Source organism: Streptomyces sp. GL_141, assembly GCF_057834385.1.
The window spans coordinates 118,221-134,139 of the sequence record NZ_CM174402.1 but is presented as its reverse complement, the minus strand read 5'-3'; the positions used below and the strand labels follow the sequence as shown (position 1 = coordinate 134,139).

Here is a 15,919-nt window from a genome sequence, read left to right as displayed (position 1 = left end):
CTGGCGATCCTTCCCTACGGGAGCAGCTCCAGGGTGATGTGCGGGGACAGTGCGCGCAGGAAGTCGGGCGCGTCGAACATCTCGCCCGCGGAGGCGACGCCGACGACACGGGTGCGGCCGGTCAGGACCCGGTCCAGGGCCTCCACGACGAGGGGGGCCGTGACGGCGTAGATGTCCTGCCCGCGGGCCACGGCGCGGCGTTCGGCGCCGCCCGAGCGTACGACCACGTCGACGAGGAAGGTCTGGTCGGACCGTCCGCTGTCATCCGTCGCGGCCGGCGCGGGCGTGCCGGGGGCCGCGATGTCGCGGACCGCCTCGACCGTCATGTAGGTGGTCACGTCCGGGATCGACAGGTGGCTGGGCACGGTCACCACATCGGCCATCGTGAACTCCCCGATCACCTGCCGCGGACCCATCGGCTCGGGGAACCGCCAGTCGAGGGTCGGCGCGGCGTCGGTGCGGTACTCCCACTGCCCGCCCGCGTAGCGCATGCGCCGCTCACCGCGCCGCTCCCGCGAGACCGCGCCCGAGAGCCGGGTCCCGGCGGTGGGGTGCCAGCTGCTCAGGGCGTACGCGATGTGCGCCTCCTCGGCCTCGGTCCAGTCGCCCATCGCCGCGGTGGCCAGCAGGTCGCCCAGACCGCCGAAGAAGGCCATCGCCGGGACGATCACCGCCCCGGCCTCCCGTGCGCGGTCGGCGAAGTGCGCGAAGGTGTCGATGTTGGCCTCGAGCTCTGCGGCCACGTCCAGGTACGGGATCCCGGCCCGCAGGGCCGCCTCGATCACCGGGCCGGTCGTCGAGGCGAAGGGTCCCGCGGCGTTGATCACGGCAGCGGTGCCGGCCAGCGCACGGTCCAGCGCGTCGGGGTCGCCCACCGTCGCGGGCCGGGCCTCCAGGCCGGTCGCGTACGCCAGCTCCTTCAGCTTCCCGCCGTCGCGGCCCGAGAGCACCGGCACGAAACCGCGCTCCACCAGCTCCGCCACCACGAACCGCCCGGTGTGCCCGTACGCCCCGAACACCGTCACCATCTGGCCTGATCCCATGGTCCCGCTCCCCGTCCCTCGCCCGTACCCGGATGAGCCGCCGCTGGCCTTGGAGGCCCGCCGCGCTCCGTCGTGAACATCCTGTCGCGCAACACCGTCCGCACACCACTGTCCGGAACGACATGACCCGTACACTTCCGGACATGACCACCGTCGCGCTGGCCGTCACCGACGGCATGCTCCACTTCGAGCTCTCCCTGGCCTGCGAGGTCTTCGGCTCCGACCTGACCCACCTCGTGGACCCCTGGTACGGGTTCTCGCTCTGCGGACCGGGCGCCGTACGGATCGACCGCTTCCGCCTGGAACCCGACCACGGACTCGATCACCTCGCGCGAGCGGACACCGTGATCGTCCCCGGCTGGGCCGACGTAGACCGGGACCCGCCGGCCGAGCTGGTCGACGCGGTGCGCGCGGCGCACGAGGCCGGCGCGCGCGTGGCCTCCCTGTGCACGGGCGCCTTCGTCCTGGCCGCCGCCGGCCTCCTGGACGGCAAACGCGCGACCACGCACTGGGCGCACACCGAGGAACTGGCCAGGCGCCACCCCCTCGTCACGGTGGACCCCGATGTCCTCTACGTGGACAACGGCAGCGTGCTGACCTCGGCGGGCAAGGCCGCCGCCATGGACCTGTGCCTGCACCTGGTGCGCCTCGACCACGGCTCCGCGGTCGCGAACAAGATCGCCCGCCGCCTGGTCGTACCACCGCACCGGGACGGCGGTCAGTCCCAGTTCGTCACCACCCCCGTGCCCGCCCCCGGCAACCACCCGCTCGCCGACCTCTTCCCCTGGGCGCTGCAACGCCTCGACGAGCCGCTCACCGTGGAAGACCTGGCCCGCCGGGCCCGGATGAGCTCGCGCCACCTGGGCCGCCACTTCAAGTCGGTGACCGGCACCACCCCGTTGCAGTGGCTGCTCACCCAGCGCATCCGGCACGCCCAGGAACTGCTGGAGACCACCGACGACACCGTCGACAGCATCGCGACGGCCACCGGCATGGGCACCGCCACCACCCTGCGCCGCCACTTCGCCCGCACGGTGGGCGTCCCGCCGGACGCCTACCGCCGCACCTTCCGCTCCCGGACCGCCCCGGCCCCGGCGACGGCGTGAGCCCGGGCCTGGGTCCCGATTGCGATCATGAGTTTCCGGCCTACCCGTTGACGTCGTAGAAAGCGCTCTCTAGATTCGCCGCATGCAGACCCCCGAGGCCCGTACCGGGGCCTTCCCCGCGGCTACCGAACCCCGTTCTCCAGCACCCTCCGCCTGGTGGCGCAGTGCCGCGATCTACCAGATCTATCCGCGCAGTTTCGCGGACGGCAACGGCGACGGGATCGGTGACCTGGCCGGGATCCGCGCGCGGCTTCCGTACCTGCGGCGGCTCGGCGTGGACGCGGTGTGGATCAGCCCCTGGTACCCGTCCCCGATGGCCGACGGCGGGTACGACATCGCCGACTACCGGGGCATCGACCCGGTGTTCGGCACCCTGGCCGAGGCCGAGGCCCTGCTGTCCGAGGCGCACGATGCGGGCATCCGGGTCATCGTCGACATCGTGCCCAACCACTGCTCGGACCGGCACCCCTGGTTCCGCGCGGCCGTCGAGGCCGGCCCCGGCTCGCCCGAACGCGCGCGCTTCTGGTTCCGCCCCGGCCGCGGCGAGCACGGCGAACTGCCGCCCAACAACTGGCAGTCCGCCTTCGGCGGCCCCGGCTGGCGGCAGGTGACCGAGGCCGACGGCACGCCCGGCGAGTGGTACCTGCACCGGTTCGCTCCCGAACAGCCCGACTTCAACTGGGAAAACCCCGAGGTCCGCGCGGAGTTCGAGTCCATCCTGCGGTTCTGGCTCGACCGGGGCGTGGACGGCTTCCGGATCGACGTCGCCGACAACCTGGTCAAGGACCCGGAGCTGCCCGACCACGAGGACGGACCCAGCCCCTGGGCCGACCAGGACGGCGTCCACGACATCTACCGCGCCTGGCACAAGGTCCTCGACGCCTACGACCACGACCCGGTCTTCGTGGGCGAGGTGTGGACCTCCGAGCCGGAGCGCTTCGCCCGCTACCTGCGCCCCGACGAACTGCACACGGCGTTCAACTTCCCCTTCCTCCAGAGCCCCTGGGACGCGGAGGCGCTGCGCACGGTCATCGACTCCACGCTCGCCGAGCACGCCCCGGTCGGCGCCGCCGCCACCTGGGTCCTCTCGAACCACGACACCACCCGCCACGTCACCCGCTACGGGCGCCCGGACACCTCGTACGCCCTCGACGGCCGCCGCGTACACGGCGTCCCCGCCGACCTCGGCCTCGGCCGGTGCCGGGCCCGGGCCGCGGCCCTGCTGACGATGGCCCTGCCCGGCTGCGTCTACGTCTACCAGGGCGACGAGCTGGGCCTCGAGGAGATCGAGGACATCCCGGCGGCGCTCCGCCAGGACCCGGCCTTCTTCCAGACCGGAGGTGAGGACCTCGGCCGGGACGGCTGCCGGGTCCCCCTCCCGTGGGGAGACGAGGCGCCGGACGCGAGGTCCTGGCTGCCCCGGCCGGCCGAGTGGGCCGCCCGGAGCGTGCGCGAGCAGAGCGCGGACCCGGATTCGATGCTCGGCTTCTACCGCCGGGCACTGGCGCTCCGCTCCGCCCAACCCGCCCTGCTCGACGGGGGATTCGGCTGGCTGCCGGGCCCGCCGGGGGTACTCGCCTTCGCCCGTACCGCGGCCGGGTCCTCCGTCCGCTGCCTGGTGAACCTCTCGGACGGCCCGGTTCCGCTGCCGGAGCACACCGAACTCCTGATCGCGAGCGGCCTCGTGGAGGACGGCGCCCTGCCCCGGGACACCGCGGTCTGGCTGCGCTGAAGGAGCCGCCGGGCCGGCCGGCCGCGCCGTTACGGGGACGGCGGGCCGGGCCGCCCGCCCGCGCTCCGGTGCCCGCCCCCACGGGCCCCGCGCGGCAGGGTGACGGCGGCCAGCGGCAGGGTGACGGCCAGGACGCAGCTCGCGACCATGAAGGCCGCCGAGGTCCCGGCGACGGTGACGACGCCCGCCTCGTCGGCGGCGTTCTCGTTCGCCGCGAGCGCGACGGCCCCCGCCGCCGCGAGCCCGACCGCTCCGCCCAGCTGCCGGACGCACTGGCGCAGGACGGAGGCGTCCGCCCTCTTGTCCGAGGGAACCGCGCGCATGAGTTCGGCGCTCAGGGCGGGGACCGGCAGGCCCATCCCGAATCCCGCGAGGAGCATCGCGGGGACCTGCCACGCGAACTCCCGCGACGGCAGGACGGCCGTCCAGGCCACCGCGCCGACGGTGGCCGCCGTCAGGCCGATCAGGACGGGCACCCGGACCGAGCGGCAGCGGTCCAGCAGGTACCCGGAGAGGAAGGTGCCCGCCGCGGAGGCCGCGACCAGGGGGAGCAGGGAGGTCCCGGTGGCGAGGAGCGAGAGCCCCATGGTCTGGCGCAGGTACACCGTGCCGTGCACCAGCACGATCAGCTGGGGTCCCTGTACCAGGAAGGTCAGCGCCACGGCCACCGCGTACGGGCGGATGCCCAGCAGCCGCAGATCGAGGAGGGGCCGGCGGGACCTCAGGATGAGCCGCACGGCCACGAGCATCGCCCCGGCGCCGATCGCGAGCGCGGTCAGCGTCCTGACGTCGGTGAAGCCCCAGACACCGCACTGGTAGAGCCCGAGGATGAGCACCACCAGGGAGAAGATCACCACGAGGGGCTGGACCACGGACAGCGAGCCGCCCCCCGCCCGGTTGCCGATCCGCGCCCGGGCGATCATCCACAGGCACGCGGCGCCGACGGGCAGGTTGACGAGGAAGACGGAGCGCCAGCCGAAGAGCTGGGTGAGGACCGCGCCCACGATCGGCCCGAGGACGAGGAAGAGCTGGGCCAGACCGGCGTAGACGGCCAGGGCCCTGCCCCGGGTCCGTTCCTCGTACACGTCCGTGATCACGGACGTGGCCACCGGCATCATCAGCGCGCCGCCGATGCCCTGTACGGCCCTCACCGTGACGAGGTACGGCTCGGCGCCGTCGCCCGACGGGGCGAGCGCGCAGAGCCCCGACGCGACGGCGAAGAGCGCGGTGCCGATCCGGAAGGTGGTCAACCGGCCGATCCTGCGGGCCAGCATGCCTCCGACCGGTACGAACGCGGCCAGTGCGAGGACGTAGACGAGCACCACGCCGTGCATCACGAAGGTGGTGAGCCCGAGGCCACGCGCCATCGGATCGAGGGCGACCGCGACGACGGTCTGATCCAGACTGACCATCCCCGCGGCGCACCCCACGGCCGCGACGACGTAGCGCCCGCGGGGCGGAGGCGGGCCTTCAGGCAGAGGCAGCGGTTGCGGAGTCGACTCGTGCTCCCGACGGGTCGAGCACCCCGGCACACGGGGTGGAGCTGGCTGCGGGCCTGGTCCCGGGCGCGGCTGGGCGAAGCGCACGGCCAGGTTCCCGCGCCCGCCCAGTATGGGCGGCTACGACCGATCCGGCACGGACCGGGACACCGGGCGTGGCGCACCGGACGGGAGCCCGACGACACCCCCCTGGGCGTGTATCGGAAGTGCTCTGGTGACCGAGGTCGGAAATTCCTTGGCAACTCGTCCGGCCTTCTGGTGCTGCGGTCAGCGGTGGCGAGACGGGCCGCACTCCGCTCAGGAGCGGATCCAACCACCGATCGATCGAGGTGCAGGACATTCCGACTCAGGTCACTAGCCGACGGAAACAACCTGATCGGGCTGACCGCGTGGGGCGATGGTCACTTCGTGGACCGCACCTCCCTCGGTGGTCATGCGAATCCGGTCGGGAGCCGTCCACGCTGTCTCGCTGAGTTCGTTGTCTTCGGAGTCGCCGTTGAAGCAGCCGACGATCCACCGGCGTTCCCATGGTGGCTGCCCCTGGTGGACGTAGACGCACCAAACCGGGTCAAGGGAGCCGCTTCGTGACACCACGACCAGTTGGCGGTCGGCACGGCCGGGGGCCGATTCAGTCTTCAAGGCCTCGTCCGCCCCGCCGGACACCGTCGAGACAAAGCCCCCGACGAGCAGCATGGGGACGCCGATGACGAGCAGCGCGATGACCAGGGGCATGCGCAGCGAAGACTCGGTCAGTCCCAGGAGGACCGCCCCGATGAGCGCGGCCAGGGCGAGCAATCCCAGCAGCAGGACGTATGCACGGAGGCGGAGCAGCAGGATCAGCTCGCCCTCACCTCCCGCCTCGAATCCGACTACGGCCGCGACACCGAAGAGGACTGCCACTGCCAGCAGCAGGAAGGCCGACGGTTTGCGGTATCGAGTGAAGTTCATGATCCCCCGAACGATGTGGATCACGCAGCCTAAGGGGGAGGCGGGGCAGAGGCTAGGGCCAGATGCCGCCGAGCAGGAGGCGTAGCTGGCCGGCGAGGCGGGTGGCGTCGATCGGGTCGGCGGAGGTCAGGGCGAGGCGTGCGAAGTGTTCCGCGGAGGCGACCAGTGCGTGGGCGAGGATCTCGGGGTCCGGTGCGGGCCCCGCCGTGGCGGGCGCGGACTCGATCCATGCGGCGACCCTGCGCCGGAACCGCTCGCGGTCGGCTTCGATGCGCGCGTGGACGGCCGGGGGAGTGGTCGCCGGAGTCAGCAGGATCAGCCGCCAGGTGTCCGGGTCCTCCCGCAGCATGGCCGCCATCCGGTGCACCGCCTCGCAGGCGAAGTCGACCGGGTCGCGGGTGCGCAGGCCGTCGGCAACGCTCGCGAGCAGTCGGGTGAAGGCGCGCTCCTGCTGCCGGTCGAGGAGGGTGAGCAGCAGGTCGTCGAGGTCGTCGAAGGCCCCGTAGACCACGGAGCGGGCGACCTGCGCCCGCTTGGCGATCGCGTCGATCGACACCCTGCCGTAGCCGTCGCTCACGATCACGGCGAGGGCGGCGTCGAGCAGTTGCTCACGGCGCTCGGCGATCGGGACGCGCGGAGCGTAGGGGCGCCGCCTGCGCGGCCTGTCGGTGGGAGACGTCGGTGTCGACACCTTGGCATCTTACGACAGTCGTGTCTTAATTTAAGACAGTCCTGTCTTATTGGGGGAGCGGTACGCACCCGCTGCCAGGAACACGAGGGAGCGTCCTGATGGCCCGACTGCACGGCAAAGAGGTCGAACCGCACACGGACTACGGGTTCTTCGGTCCCGGATCGGTGGTCTGGAAGGTGTGGAGCTACCCGACGGCGCCCACCGTGGGCTTCCAGCGCTCCGTGGTCGTGGAGGAGCTCGACCCACCGCTGGTGGCCGCGGTGCACGGCACCCAGGGCATCTACGAGCGCACCCGCACCCGCTACGACCGCACGCTGCGCTACTTCGCCATGGTGGCCTTCGCCGGCTCGGACCAGGTGTGCAAGGCGGCGGACGTCCTGGTCAAGGTCCACTCGAAGGCCATCGGCCAACTGCCCTACGGCGAAGGCACCTACGACGCCAACGACCCCGCCTCGCAGCTGTGGATCCAGCTCACCGGCTGGCACTCGATCCTCTACGCCTACGAGAAGTACGGGCCCGGCAAGCTCACCGCCGAGGAGGAGAAGGAGTACTGGGAGTCCTGCGCCCTCGCCGCGGAGCTCCAGACCTGCTCGCCCGACGACGTCCCGCGCGACCGCGAGGGCATCCGGGCGTACTTCGCGCGGATGCGCCCGCAGCTGGAGGCCAGCCCGATCGCGCGGCAGGCCATGAACCACCTCCTCAACACCGACCTCGTCCTCCCGCCGACCCCGTGGTGGATGAGGCCCGCCCGGATGGTCGTCGCGAGGACGCACCGGATCGCCACCATCGCCACGATGCCGCGCTGGATGCGGGAGATGGCGCAGATCCGGCAGTCACGCCTCCTGGACGTCCTCGTCGTCCCGGTCATGCGGACGTCCTTCGCGCTCGCCCACCTCAGCCCCCGGGTCGAACTGTTCCTGCTGGGGATGCTCTCCCCCTCCACGGTCACGGTGGTCGCGCCCGTCAAGCTCGGCGTCCCTCCCCGTACCAAGGAGGTGCTCACCCCCGAACAGGCCCGTACCCGGTACGGCTACGTCAAGCCCGCCGAGGCGCACGCCGAGTTCAGGGCGCGCCAGGCGGTACGCGTCTTCGGCGACGGGAAGCCCCCGAGTGACCAGGGGCTCATCGAATCCCAGGAGGTGCTCGGCCCGCTGGCCTGACCGGTGGGATCCGACAGGGACGGCCTAGTGGGGGAACCGGCCGCAGAGCCAGTTGCCCGGTTCCGCCGGGTCGTCGCTCATCCAGAACTGCCGCCACAGCAGGGCGAATTCCTCGCGGCTGAGGTGCCCGTCGCCGTTCAGGTCGAGCAGTTCGAAGATGCCCGTCATGTCCACGGGCTGCCCGTTCCAGGTCTCGACGAGCCGGTGGTGCTCCTCCGGCGAGATCCGGCCGTCGCCGTTGGAGTCCACGGCCGCGAACACCGTGTCGGCGGTCGCGGTGACCTCCGCGACCATCGCGGGCAGCCTGTCGACGAGGGAGAGCAGCTCACCCATGTCGACCGCACCGTCCCCGTTCGCGTCCCCCGCTTCGAGCAGCGCCGCCCACCAGCCCATCAGCAGCGCTTCGACGCGTACGCGCAGCTCCGTACCGGGACCCACGCCCGGGAGCCGGCTCCAGCGGTCGACGAGGGCCGTGAAGTCCTCCTCGCGCAGGTAGCCGTCACCGTCCGCGTCGAACGCGGCGAACATCCCCCGGAGCTTTCGCTCCTGAAACGCGCTGGCCATGACCGGCCTCCTTCGTAGCGGAACCGAACCACCCACCGCCCGCCGACGTGCCCGACCCGTAGCGGACAGCGCGTAACCATAGGTCGAGGCGCGCACCCGCCTCTACGGGCACATGTGGGCGAATGATCCCCTACTCGAGGCGGACGCCCAGCCCGTCGGCCAGGGTGGTGAGGGTCGTTCCCAGGGGGAGGGCGACCCGGGTGGCGGCGTGGCGGTCGCCGCGGGTCGGGTCCCGGTTGACGATCAGTACGGGTTTCCCGGCCTGTGCCGCCTGACGGACGAACCGGAGCCCGGACATCACCGTCAGCGAGGAGCCCAGGACCAGCAGTGAGGTCGCCGCGTCGACCAGTTCGCGGCAGTGTCCGACGCGCTCCGGTGGCACGCTCTCGCCGAAGAACACCACGTCCGGTTTGAGGATGCCGCCGCACACCGCGCAGGGCACCGGGCGGAAGTCGCGGACCTGGTCGTCGGTGAGGTCGGCGTCACCGTCCGGATTCAGGGCGGCGGGCGTCGGCTCGAAGCCCGCGTTGGCCTCCTCCAGCCGCAGGGCGAGGTCCCGGCGGGGGCTGAGGGCGCCGCAGGAGAGGCAGACGACCCGGTTCAGGCTTCCGTGGAGTTCCACCACGCCCTCGCTGCCGGCGGCCTGGTGCAGTCCGTCGACGTTCTGGGTGATCACCCCCGCGAGCATCCCGGCCCGCCCGAAGGCCGCGACGGCCCGGTGTCCGGCGTTGGGCGCGGCGCGCCCGAAGGTGCGCCAGCCGAGGTGGCCGCGGGCCCAGTACCGGCGCCGGGCCCGAGCGCTCGCGGTGAACTCCTGGTAGGTCATGGGCGTGTGCCTGCGCAGGCTGCCGCGCTCACCCCGGTAGTCGGGGATGCCCGACTCCGTGGACATCCCTGCCCCGCTGAGCACCAGCACCCCGCCGGCCCGCAGCGCGTCGGCGACCGGCCCCGGGTCGGTGGTGCCGGGCGGCAGGTCCTCGGTCGGGGTCCAGCTCAAAGTGGGACGCGTACGCATGCCGCCAGCGTACGGAAGCCCCCGGACATCGGCACCGGTGCGTCCCGGCAGCGCCGGAGGGGGCCACGCCTGAGCCGCTCGCGCCTCGAGCTCCCTTCGCTTGTCGACTCCTTGACTCCAACCCGCCCACCGCGTGACCTTGCTGCCTCGTCGATAACGCTGTTACTTTCTCATTACGAGGTTTTCTCGCAAGTGCAGCGGAGGTTGTCATGGACAGCACGCACGTCACGATCCTGGACGACGGCAGGGAAACCGTCGTAGCCGCGCAGGCCGGCCCGGCGGGCCGAGTCCTCCTGGCTCCCGAGGCGGTCGAAGAGGCCCTCGGGTGGGTCCGCAAGCCGCACGGATGGTGCCGCGGCGACCTGTGCGTGCCCGTGTCGGCCGCCGCCCGCGCCGAGCACGACGGTCTGCTCGACCCGGTGGCGTTCGCCGAGATCCTCGACCGCCCGGTGGCGACCGACAGCGGGGTGATCGCCCTCGGAGTCTCCGCGCAGGAACGCGCACAGGCCCTCGCCGGCGCCACCGCCCCCGATTTCACCCTCTCCGACGCCGACGGCGTGCCGCACTCGCTGAGCGAGCTTCGGGGCCGCAAGGTCGCCCTGGTCTTCTGGGGCTCGTGGTGCGGCTGCCGCTACGACCTCCCCGCATGGGAGCGCCGCCACACCGCACCGGCCGAGCACGGCTTCAGCGTCCTCAGCGTCGCCGTGGACCGCCGCGCCGCCGACGCCGCGCCGTGGATCGCCGAGGCCGCGGTGACCCACCCCGCACTGATCGACACCGACGGCGTCGTCGCCGACCTCTACGACGTTCTCAACGTCCCGACCGTCCTGTGGATCGACGAAGACGGGAAGGTCGCCCGCCCCAACGACACCCAGTTCGCGACCGACCTGTTCCGCGAACTGTCCGGCCTGGACTCCGGCGCGGCGCTGGCCGCACTCGACCGCTGGGTCCTCACCGGCGACAGCGGGCTGTCCGACGAGGACGTCACCCGGCACACCCGCCGCGCCACGGCCACCCAGCAGTCGGCCCGTACCGAGGCGGCCCTGGCCCTGTGGCTCCACCGCGGCGGCCGCACGGCAGAGGCCGAAGAGCACTTCGCACGAGCCGAGCAGCTCGCCCCGGAGGACCTGACGATCTGGCGCGGAACCATGCCCCTGCGCGGCCTGGACCCGATGGGCGACGAGTACTTCGCCAAGCGCACCGAGCTCACCGAAGCGGGCATCCCGATCTACCGCCCCCTCGGCGACTGGCAGCAGGCATGAGCGGTGACCTCTACGCCCGCACCCAGGCCCAGGGCCAGGAAGCACTGCGCGCCGCCCTCCTCGACCTGGCCGCCCAGCTCCTCGCCGCGGAGGGCGCGACCGCCCTGACCATGCGCCGCATCGCCACGGCGGCCGGCTGTTCGACCACCGTCCTCTACCGCCACTTCGGCGCGAAGGACGGCATCGCCGAGGCCCTGTACCAGGAGGGCTTCGCCCGCCTGCGCCGCAGTCTGGAGGCCGTCCCCCCGTCCGCCGACCCGTCCACCCACCTGGCCGACCTGGGCCGCGCCTACCGCGAGAACGCCCTGACCGAACGCAACCTCTACCAGGTCATGTTCGCCGGCCTCATCCCCGGTTTCACCCCCACCCCCGAGGCCCGCGCGATCGCCGCCGCCAGCCTGGAGGTCCTGCGCGAAGCCGTACGGACCTGCGTGGCGACCGGCGTCTTCCGCCCGGCCGTGGACGTCGACGAGGTCACGGACGTCATCTGGGCGGCCGCCCACGGCTCGATCACCCTGGAACTAGCCGGCCACTTCACGGCCCGGACGGCGGAGCACCGCTACCAGACCCTCACCCGGGCCGCGGCGGCCGCGTTCCTGCAGGTGCCCGGGCCGTGACGCGCCCGGCCCGCCTGCCTGCCCCGGCGGCCCCGCGAGCCGGCCGCAAAAGCCGTTGAGGCCGATCCCGGCCATCAGCGAGGCTGCCGCCATGCGTTCCCCGAAGTTCACCGAGCCGCCGCGGCCGCCCGATCCCGAAGCTCCCGCCGTCGAGGCCTTCCTCTGCGCCGTGGACCGCGCCATGAACAGCAACACCCTGCTGCTCACCGCCGAATGCGACGTGCCCGTCACGGCCGGAAACCGCCAGGACGTCCTGCACGCCTTCCTGCGCAGCCCCCTGTTCGAGCGGCTGGTGCGCGCCGCCGACGCGCGCCGCAGCTGGTACATCCTGAGCGACGCGTACGACGGCGAGCCCTCCGCCGGTGAGCCCTTCGGCCGTCCGCTGCTGCGCGCCGGCTTCCGCGCCACGCTCACGCCGCTCGAACCAACGGACTTCCCGGCGCGGCTGCGCTGGATGCTCCGCGAGGCGTTCAGCCCCCACGGCCTCCACCAGCCGGAGGCGGACACCGAAAGACTGGTGCGCGGCTTCACCCGGGAACTCCTCGGCGGCGACGACGGCCCGCCGTGGTCCTGCGCCGACGTCAGCCCCGACTTCCTGCGCTCCACCGGCTATTACACGGACGAGGAGCCGCTGTGGCCGGTGTACTTCGACGGCGGGGGCTCCGACACCGCCACGTTCGTCCACCGGGAGCACACGTTCCACCTGCTGCTGACGAACGGCTCGCCATGACCGGGCGTCAGGGGCGAGCGTCGAGGGCCCGTCCGCCGGGGGATCCGGCCGTGCCCGCATCCCGGGCCTCCTCGTACGCGTACCGTGGCGGTACGACCCGCAGGGAGGAACAGCCGATGAGCGCGCAGCCCGACCACGCCACGGTCACGCCGTACGCCCCCGCTCCGGGAGCCCCGGCCGAACTCCTCGGCCGGCTCCGTGCCGACCGCCGGGCCCCGCAGTGGGTGCCGGCCTTCGAGCGGGAGTGGGCCGCCGCGCTGGAGGAGTCCCGCGGCACCTTCTCCCTCGCCGCGCTGTACGAGACCCTCCAGGTCTGGCAGGCCCGCCTCGCCTCCGCCCCGGCGGTCGACGCGTTCGTCGCCTCCGGCTACGACGACAGCGCCTTCGTGGAGACGGCCGAGCCGCGGAGCAGGCGCCGGTGACCGGACAGCCGTACGCGATCCGTTTCTCCGGACCGGCCGCAAAGGTCCTGGACAGCCTGCCCGAGGACGCGGAGAACACGGCCTGGGACATCCTGGACGCCGCCGCGGCCGACCCCTGGGGATTCCGCCAGTGGAACCCCGACGACCCCGAGGGGCAGGACGTACGACTGGCCTCCGTCGGCCGGCTGTCCCTCACCTACTGGATCAACCGGCCCCTTCACCGCCTGTCCGTCCTGAACGTCCTGTGGCTCGGCTGAAGCCCCGCGCACGGGGCACGCTTCAGACCGCCGGAGGGTTGAGACGGGCGAAGCCCTCCTGCCGGTGGTACGGGAAGTAGGGGTAGGGGGCCGTCCGGCTGCTCGCCGCGTCGAGCTTCGCCATCTGCTCCGGGGTGAGCGTCCAGTCCACGGCGCCGAGGTTCTGGCGCAGCTGCTCCTCGTTGCGGGCGCCGATGATGACGGAGGACACGGTCGGCCGCTGGAGCAGCCACCGCAGGGCGATCTGGGGGACGGCCCTGCCCGTCTCCCCGGCGACCTCGTCCAGGGCGTCGACCACGCGGTAGAGGTACTCCTCCTCGACCGGCGGGCCGTAGTCGGCGGTGTCGTGCAGCCTGCTCCCGGCCGGCAGCGGCTGCCCGCGGCGGATCCTGCCCGTGAGCCGGCCCCAGCCGAGCGGACTCCAGACGATCGCGCCCAGCCCCTGGTCGAGTCCGAGGGGCATGAGCTCCCATTCGTAGTCGCGGCCGACGAGGGAGTAGTGGACCTGGTGGGCGACGTAGCGCGAACGGCCGTGCCGGTCGGCCGCGGCGAGGGACTTCATCGCCTGCCATCCGGAGAAGTTGGAGATGCCGGTGTAGCGGATCTTTCCGGCCCGGACCAGGTCGTCCAGGGCGGACAGCACCTCCTCGACGGGAGTGCCCGCGTCGAAGGCGTGCAGCTGGAAGAGGTCGATGTGGTCGGTGTCCAGGCGGCGCAGCGCGTCGTCGACGGCGGTGATCAGACGGGACCGGGAGGTCCCCGCCCCGCCCGGGCCGTCGCCCATGGGCAGACCGGCCTTCGTGGAGATGAGCACCTGGTCCCGGCGCCCCTTGAGCGCGGCTCCCAGGACCTCCTCGGAGGCGCCGGCGGAGTAGACGTCGGCGGTGTCGAACATCGTGACCCCGGCATCGACGCAGATGTCCACGAGGCGGCGCGCCTGCTGCACGCCGGTGTCGCCCCAGGCGCCGAAGAGGGGCCCCTGCCCGCCGAAGGTGCCCGCTCCGAAGCTCAGTTCCGGCACCAGAAGTCCGGACGTGCCCAGCCGCCTGTACTCCATGACGCATCCCCTCATCACCCACGACCCCCGCCTAATGGGGCTGCGGTTCCGTTAAGATGGCCCGAGCGTACCAAGTCCCCACGCTTAATGGAACTGGAGTCCCGTTATGGAGTTCGCCGCAGCAGGGCCGGACCGAGCGACCGGACCGGCCGAACCGGGGGCCGAACCAGGCGCCGGACCGGGGAGCGCGCGGCCCGGCGGGCGGACGGCGCGGGTGCGGGAAGCGGTGCTCCGGGCCGCCGAGGACGTCCTGGCCGAACGGGGTTTCGCGCACCTGGACCTCGCCGACATCGCGCGGCGCGCGGACGTCGGGAAGACGACCGTCTACCGCCGCTGGGGCACCGTCGCCGGCCTCGTGGCCGACGTGCTGCTGGACATGGCGCACCAGTCCGTTCCGCGGGCGCGGACGGGCTCGCTCCTCGGGGACCTGACGGCCAACGCCCGGCTGGTGTGCCGCACCCTGGGCGACCCGCGGCAAGGGGCCCTGTTCAAGGCGGTGATCGCGGCCGCCACCTGCGACCCGAAGGCGGCCGAATCCCTGCACGGCTTCTACGCCGTGCGCGTCGAGGAGTGGGCGCAGTGCGTCCGGGAAGCCGTGGCCCGCGGCGAGGTGCCCGCGGGTACCGACCCGCACGAGGTGATCCGCGCGGTGTCCGCCCCGCTCTACTACCGCCTCCTGACCACGGCCCTCCCGCTCGACGACGCCGAGGCCGACCGTTCCGCGGCCGCGGCGGCGGCGGCCGCGCGCGCCGGGGTGTACGTACGGGAGGGGTAGCGGTCCCTGCGGGGGCGCGCGCGAAGACGGGCGCCCGGCCCGGGTGCGGGCGGGCCACGGCCCGGCCGCAGGTTATGGGTAGATTGCCGCTTGAGGGGAAAGTGCTCGACAACGGCGCGCCGCCGCATAGAGTCCCAGCTCAGGAAGCCGGTTCACACAAGCGGCGGGGACGAACCGGGGAACGCCGGGTCCGGCCTCCTCGACGGCGCTCGGTCACAATGAAGTGCTGGGCGGTGCGGTGGCCGAGAACGGAGTGGATCTGATGAGCGGGGCCGACGAGGGACGGCAGTGGCCGGACGAGATCAGCGTCGACAACGCGAGGACGACGCTCCTGCAACTCCTCGCGCGAGCAGGGGTCCCCTCCGATGACGCGCGCGAACTGATCGGTCTGCTGGAGGCGGGCGCGCTGGCGCTCGCGTACGAGGAACTGAGCGGCCGGGACCGGAGCGCGCCGGGGGACAAGGGCGAACCGTACGAGTCGGGCTGGCTCGACGGCGGCGGGGACCTTCTGGCGGAGCTGGGCGCCGTCACCGAGCGGACCCTGCTCCGGGTGGTCAGCCCGGAGGGGGACGAGGACACGGCCGGACAGCGCCCGCGGGCCAGGCGCATGGAGGTGGAGCGGACGCAGGTGGCGCTCACGCCCCTGTACCTGTCGTTCACCGAGGTCTCCGAACTGGACCCGGAGGCGACCGAGGAGGTGCTCACCGCCGTCCTCGCCACGATGAGCCCGCGTCAGCGGGCCCGGTACGCCGGGCGGCTGACGGAGTTCACCCAGGAGCACCGGGCCCGCCTGGGGCGGCTGTTCGCGACGTTCGGAGCGGGCAGCGCCATCACGGTGCACGGCCGCTTCTCGCTGGTCCACTCCGCCACGAGCATCGCCGTACTCGAGCGGCTCGCCGCCGAACCGCAGGTGCTGCGGGAGGAGTGGGACGCGGCGGAGCTGCCGCCCGCGTGGCTGGACGGGCTGACGACGGCCTGGGATGCCGCCGCCTGAACCCCGTCGGGTCGCCGTGGCCCGACCCCCGTTCGGGTGGCCGCGGC

At 72.8% G+C, this 15,919-nt stretch carries 17 protein-coding genes; 10 read left to right on the top strand and 7 right to left on the bottom strand.

The annotated features are described in order from the left end of the window. Positions 1-14: 14 nt before the first annotated feature. Positions 15-1,043 (bottom strand): saccharopine dehydrogenase family protein, encoded by a 1,029-nt coding sequence (locus AC3IX6_RS00555; protein WP_489368172.1) that lies wholly within the window; start codon positions 1,041-1,043, stop codon positions 15-17. A 143-nt stretch (positions 1,044-1,186) separates the two neighbouring features. On the opposite strand from AC3IX6_RS00555, the gene AC3IX6_RS00550 reads away from it, so the two are divergent. Together AC3IX6_RS00550 and AC3IX6_RS00545 are read left to right on the top strand one after the other, a co-directional pair. Further along, the gene (locus AC3IX6_RS00550) at positions 1,187-2,149 is read left to right on the top strand and encodes a helix-turn-helix domain-containing protein (RefSeq protein ID WP_489368171.1); all 963 of its coding nucleotides are present in this window, start codon (positions 1,187-1,189) and stop codon (positions 2,147-2,149) included. Between the two features lie 82 nt (positions 2,150-2,231). Next, positions 2,232-3,881: a glycoside hydrolase family 13 protein gene (locus AC3IX6_RS00545; RefSeq protein WP_489368170.1), complete on the top strand. Its 1,650-nt coding sequence runs from the start codon at positions 2,232-2,234 to the stop codon at positions 3,879-3,881. A gap of 29 nt (positions 3,882-3,910) precedes the next feature. Here AC3IX6_RS00545 and AC3IX6_RS00540 read toward each other — a convergent pair whose 3' ends face one another. The 3 genes from AC3IX6_RS00540 to AC3IX6_RS00530 all read right to left on the bottom strand — a co-directional run bounded on the left by AC3IX6_RS00540 (position 3,911) and on the right by AC3IX6_RS00530 (position 7,019). Continuing rightward, positions 3,911-5,293: an MFS transporter gene (locus AC3IX6_RS00540; protein ID WP_489368169.1), complete on the bottom strand. Its 1,383-nt coding sequence runs from the start codon at positions 5,291-5,293 to the stop codon at positions 3,911-3,913. Between the two features lie 441 nt (positions 5,294-5,734). After that, positions 5,735-6,352 (bottom strand): hypothetical protein, encoded by a 618-nt coding sequence (locus tag AC3IX6_RS00535; RefSeq protein WP_489368168.1) that lies wholly within the window; start codon positions 6,350-6,352, stop codon positions 5,735-5,737. Positions 6,353-6,380: 28 nt separating this feature from the next. Then, the gene (locus AC3IX6_RS00530) at positions 6,381-7,019 is read right to left on the bottom strand and encodes a TetR/AcrR family transcriptional regulator (RefSeq protein ID WP_489368167.1); all 639 of its coding nucleotides are present in this window, start codon (positions 7,017-7,019) and stop codon (positions 6,381-6,383) included. A gap of 98 nt (positions 7,020-7,117) precedes the next feature. Between AC3IX6_RS00530 and AC3IX6_RS00525 the strand changes: the two genes are divergently transcribed. Beyond that, positions 7,118-8,179: an oxygenase MpaB family protein gene (locus AC3IX6_RS00525; RefSeq protein WP_489368166.1), complete on the top strand. Its 1,062-nt coding sequence runs from the start codon at positions 7,118-7,120 to the stop codon at positions 8,177-8,179. Positions 8,180-8,203: 24 nt separating this feature from the next. On the opposite strand, the gene AC3IX6_RS00520 is transcribed toward AC3IX6_RS00525, so the two are convergent. Next, positions 8,204-8,743 carry an EF-hand domain-containing protein gene (locus tag AC3IX6_RS00520; protein WP_489368165.1) on the bottom strand — a complete coding sequence of 180 codons (540 nt, stop codon included), beginning with the start codon at positions 8,741-8,743 and terminating at the stop codon, positions 8,204-8,206. A 130-nt stretch (positions 8,744-8,873) separates the two neighbouring features. Further along, a complete protein-coding gene (locus tag AC3IX6_RS00515; protein WP_489368164.1) occupies positions 8,874-9,758 on the bottom strand; it encodes an NAD-dependent protein deacetylase in 885 nt (294 codons plus the stop codon). A 209-nt stretch (positions 9,759-9,967) separates the two neighbouring features. Between AC3IX6_RS00515 and AC3IX6_RS00510 the strand changes: the two genes are divergently transcribed. The 5 genes from AC3IX6_RS00510 to AC3IX6_RS00490 all read left to right on the top strand — a co-directional run bounded on the left by AC3IX6_RS00510 (position 9,968) and on the right by AC3IX6_RS00490 (position 13,046). Beyond that, positions 9,968-11,020, top strand: a complete 1,053-nt coding sequence (locus tag AC3IX6_RS00510; RefSeq protein ID WP_489368163.1) for a redoxin domain-containing protein — start codon at positions 9,968-9,970, stop codon at positions 11,018-11,020. Next, complete coding sequence (locus AC3IX6_RS00505; RefSeq protein ID WP_489368162.1) at positions 11,017-11,637, top strand: TetR/AcrR family transcriptional regulator; 621 nt, start codon at positions 11,017-11,019, stop codon at positions 11,635-11,637. The genes AC3IX6_RS00510 and AC3IX6_RS00505 overlap by 4 nt, the downstream gene beginning before the upstream one ends. A gap of 91 nt (positions 11,638-11,728) precedes the next feature. Next, the gene (locus AC3IX6_RS00500; protein WP_489368161.1) at positions 11,729-12,367 is read left to right on the top strand and encodes a hypothetical protein; all 639 of its coding nucleotides are present in this window, start codon (positions 11,729-11,731) and stop codon (positions 12,365-12,367) included. Positions 12,368-12,483: 116 nt separating this feature from the next. Continuing rightward, positions 12,484-12,789, top strand: coding sequence for a DUF6247 family protein (locus AC3IX6_RS00495; RefSeq protein ID WP_489371699.1), 306 nt, complete (start codon positions 12,484-12,486; stop codon positions 12,787-12,789). Next, positions 12,786-13,046, top strand: a complete 261-nt coding sequence (locus AC3IX6_RS00490; protein ID WP_489368160.1) for a hypothetical protein — start codon at positions 12,786-12,788, stop codon at positions 13,044-13,046. The genes AC3IX6_RS00495 and AC3IX6_RS00490 overlap by 4 nt, the downstream gene beginning before the upstream one ends. Before the next feature lie 22 nt (positions 13,047-13,068). On the opposite strand, the gene AC3IX6_RS00485 is transcribed toward AC3IX6_RS00490, so the two are convergent. Further along, positions 13,069-14,103, bottom strand: coding sequence for an aldo/keto reductase (locus tag AC3IX6_RS00485; RefSeq protein WP_489368159.1), 1,035 nt, complete (start codon positions 14,101-14,103; stop codon positions 13,069-13,071). Between the two features lie 106 nt (positions 14,104-14,209). Here AC3IX6_RS00485 and AC3IX6_RS00480 point away from each other — a divergent pair, with 106 nt between their 5' ends. Then, positions 14,210-14,878, top strand: a complete 669-nt coding sequence (locus AC3IX6_RS00480; protein WP_489368158.1) for a TetR/AcrR family transcriptional regulator — start codon at positions 14,210-14,212, stop codon at positions 14,876-14,878. Between the two features lie 262 nt (positions 14,879-15,140). Further along, positions 15,141-15,872 (top strand): hypothetical protein, encoded by a 732-nt coding sequence (locus AC3IX6_RS00475; RefSeq protein WP_489368157.1) that lies wholly within the window; start codon positions 15,141-15,143, stop codon positions 15,870-15,872. Positions 15,873-15,919: the final 47 nt, after the last annotated feature.

Bases quoted from the DNA above. Each gene is read 5' to 3' on its own strand.
- AC3IX6_RS00555 (WP_489368172.1), bottom strand. From the start codon at position 1,043: ATGGGATCAGGCCAGATGGTGACGGTGTTCGGGGCGTACGGGCACACC.
- AC3IX6_RS00550 (WP_489368171.1), top strand. From the start codon at position 1,187: ATGACCACCGTCGCGCTGGCCGTCACCGACGGCATGCTCCACTTCGAG.
- AC3IX6_RS00545 (WP_489368170.1), top strand. From the start codon at position 2,232: ATGCAGACCCCCGAGGCCCGTACCGGGGCCTTCCCCGCGGCTACCGAA.
- AC3IX6_RS00540 (WP_489368169.1), bottom strand. From the start codon at position 5,293: ATGGTCAGTCTGGATCAGACCGTCGTCGCGGTCGCCCTCGATCCGATG.
- AC3IX6_RS00525 (WP_489368166.1), top strand. From the start codon at position 7,118: ATGGCCCGACTGCACGGCAAAGAGGTCGAACCGCACACGGACTACGGG.
- AC3IX6_RS00520 (WP_489368165.1), bottom strand. From the start codon at position 8,743: ATGGCCAGCGCGTTTCAGGAGCGAAAGCTCCGGGGGATGTTCGCCGCG.
- AC3IX6_RS00515 (WP_489368164.1), bottom strand. From the start codon at position 9,758: ATGCGTACGCGTCCCACTTTGAGCTGGACCCCGACCGAGGACCTGCCG.
- AC3IX6_RS00510 (WP_489368163.1), top strand. From the start codon at position 9,968: ATGGACAGCACGCACGTCACGATCCTGGACGACGGCAGGGAAACCGTC.
- AC3IX6_RS00505 (WP_489368162.1), top strand. From the start codon at position 11,017: ATGAGCGGTGACCTCTACGCCCGCACCCAGGCCCAGGGCCAGGAAGCA.
- AC3IX6_RS00500 (WP_489368161.1), top strand. From the start codon at position 11,729: ATGCGTTCCCCGAAGTTCACCGAGCCGCCGCGGCCGCCCGATCCCGAA.
- AC3IX6_RS00495 (WP_489371699.1), top strand. From the start codon at position 12,484: ATGAGCGCGCAGCCCGACCACGCCACGGTCACGCCGTACGCCCCCGCT.
- AC3IX6_RS00485 (WP_489368159.1), bottom strand. From the start codon at position 14,103: ATGGAGTACAGGCGGCTGGGCACGTCCGGACTTCTGGTGCCGGAACTG.
- AC3IX6_RS00480 (WP_489368158.1), top strand. From the start codon at position 14,210: ATGGAGTTCGCCGCAGCAGGGCCGGACCGAGCGACCGGACCGGCCGAA.
- AC3IX6_RS00475 (WP_489368157.1), top strand. From the start codon at position 15,141: ATGAGCGGGGCCGACGAGGGACGGCAGTGGCCGGACGAGATCAGCGTC.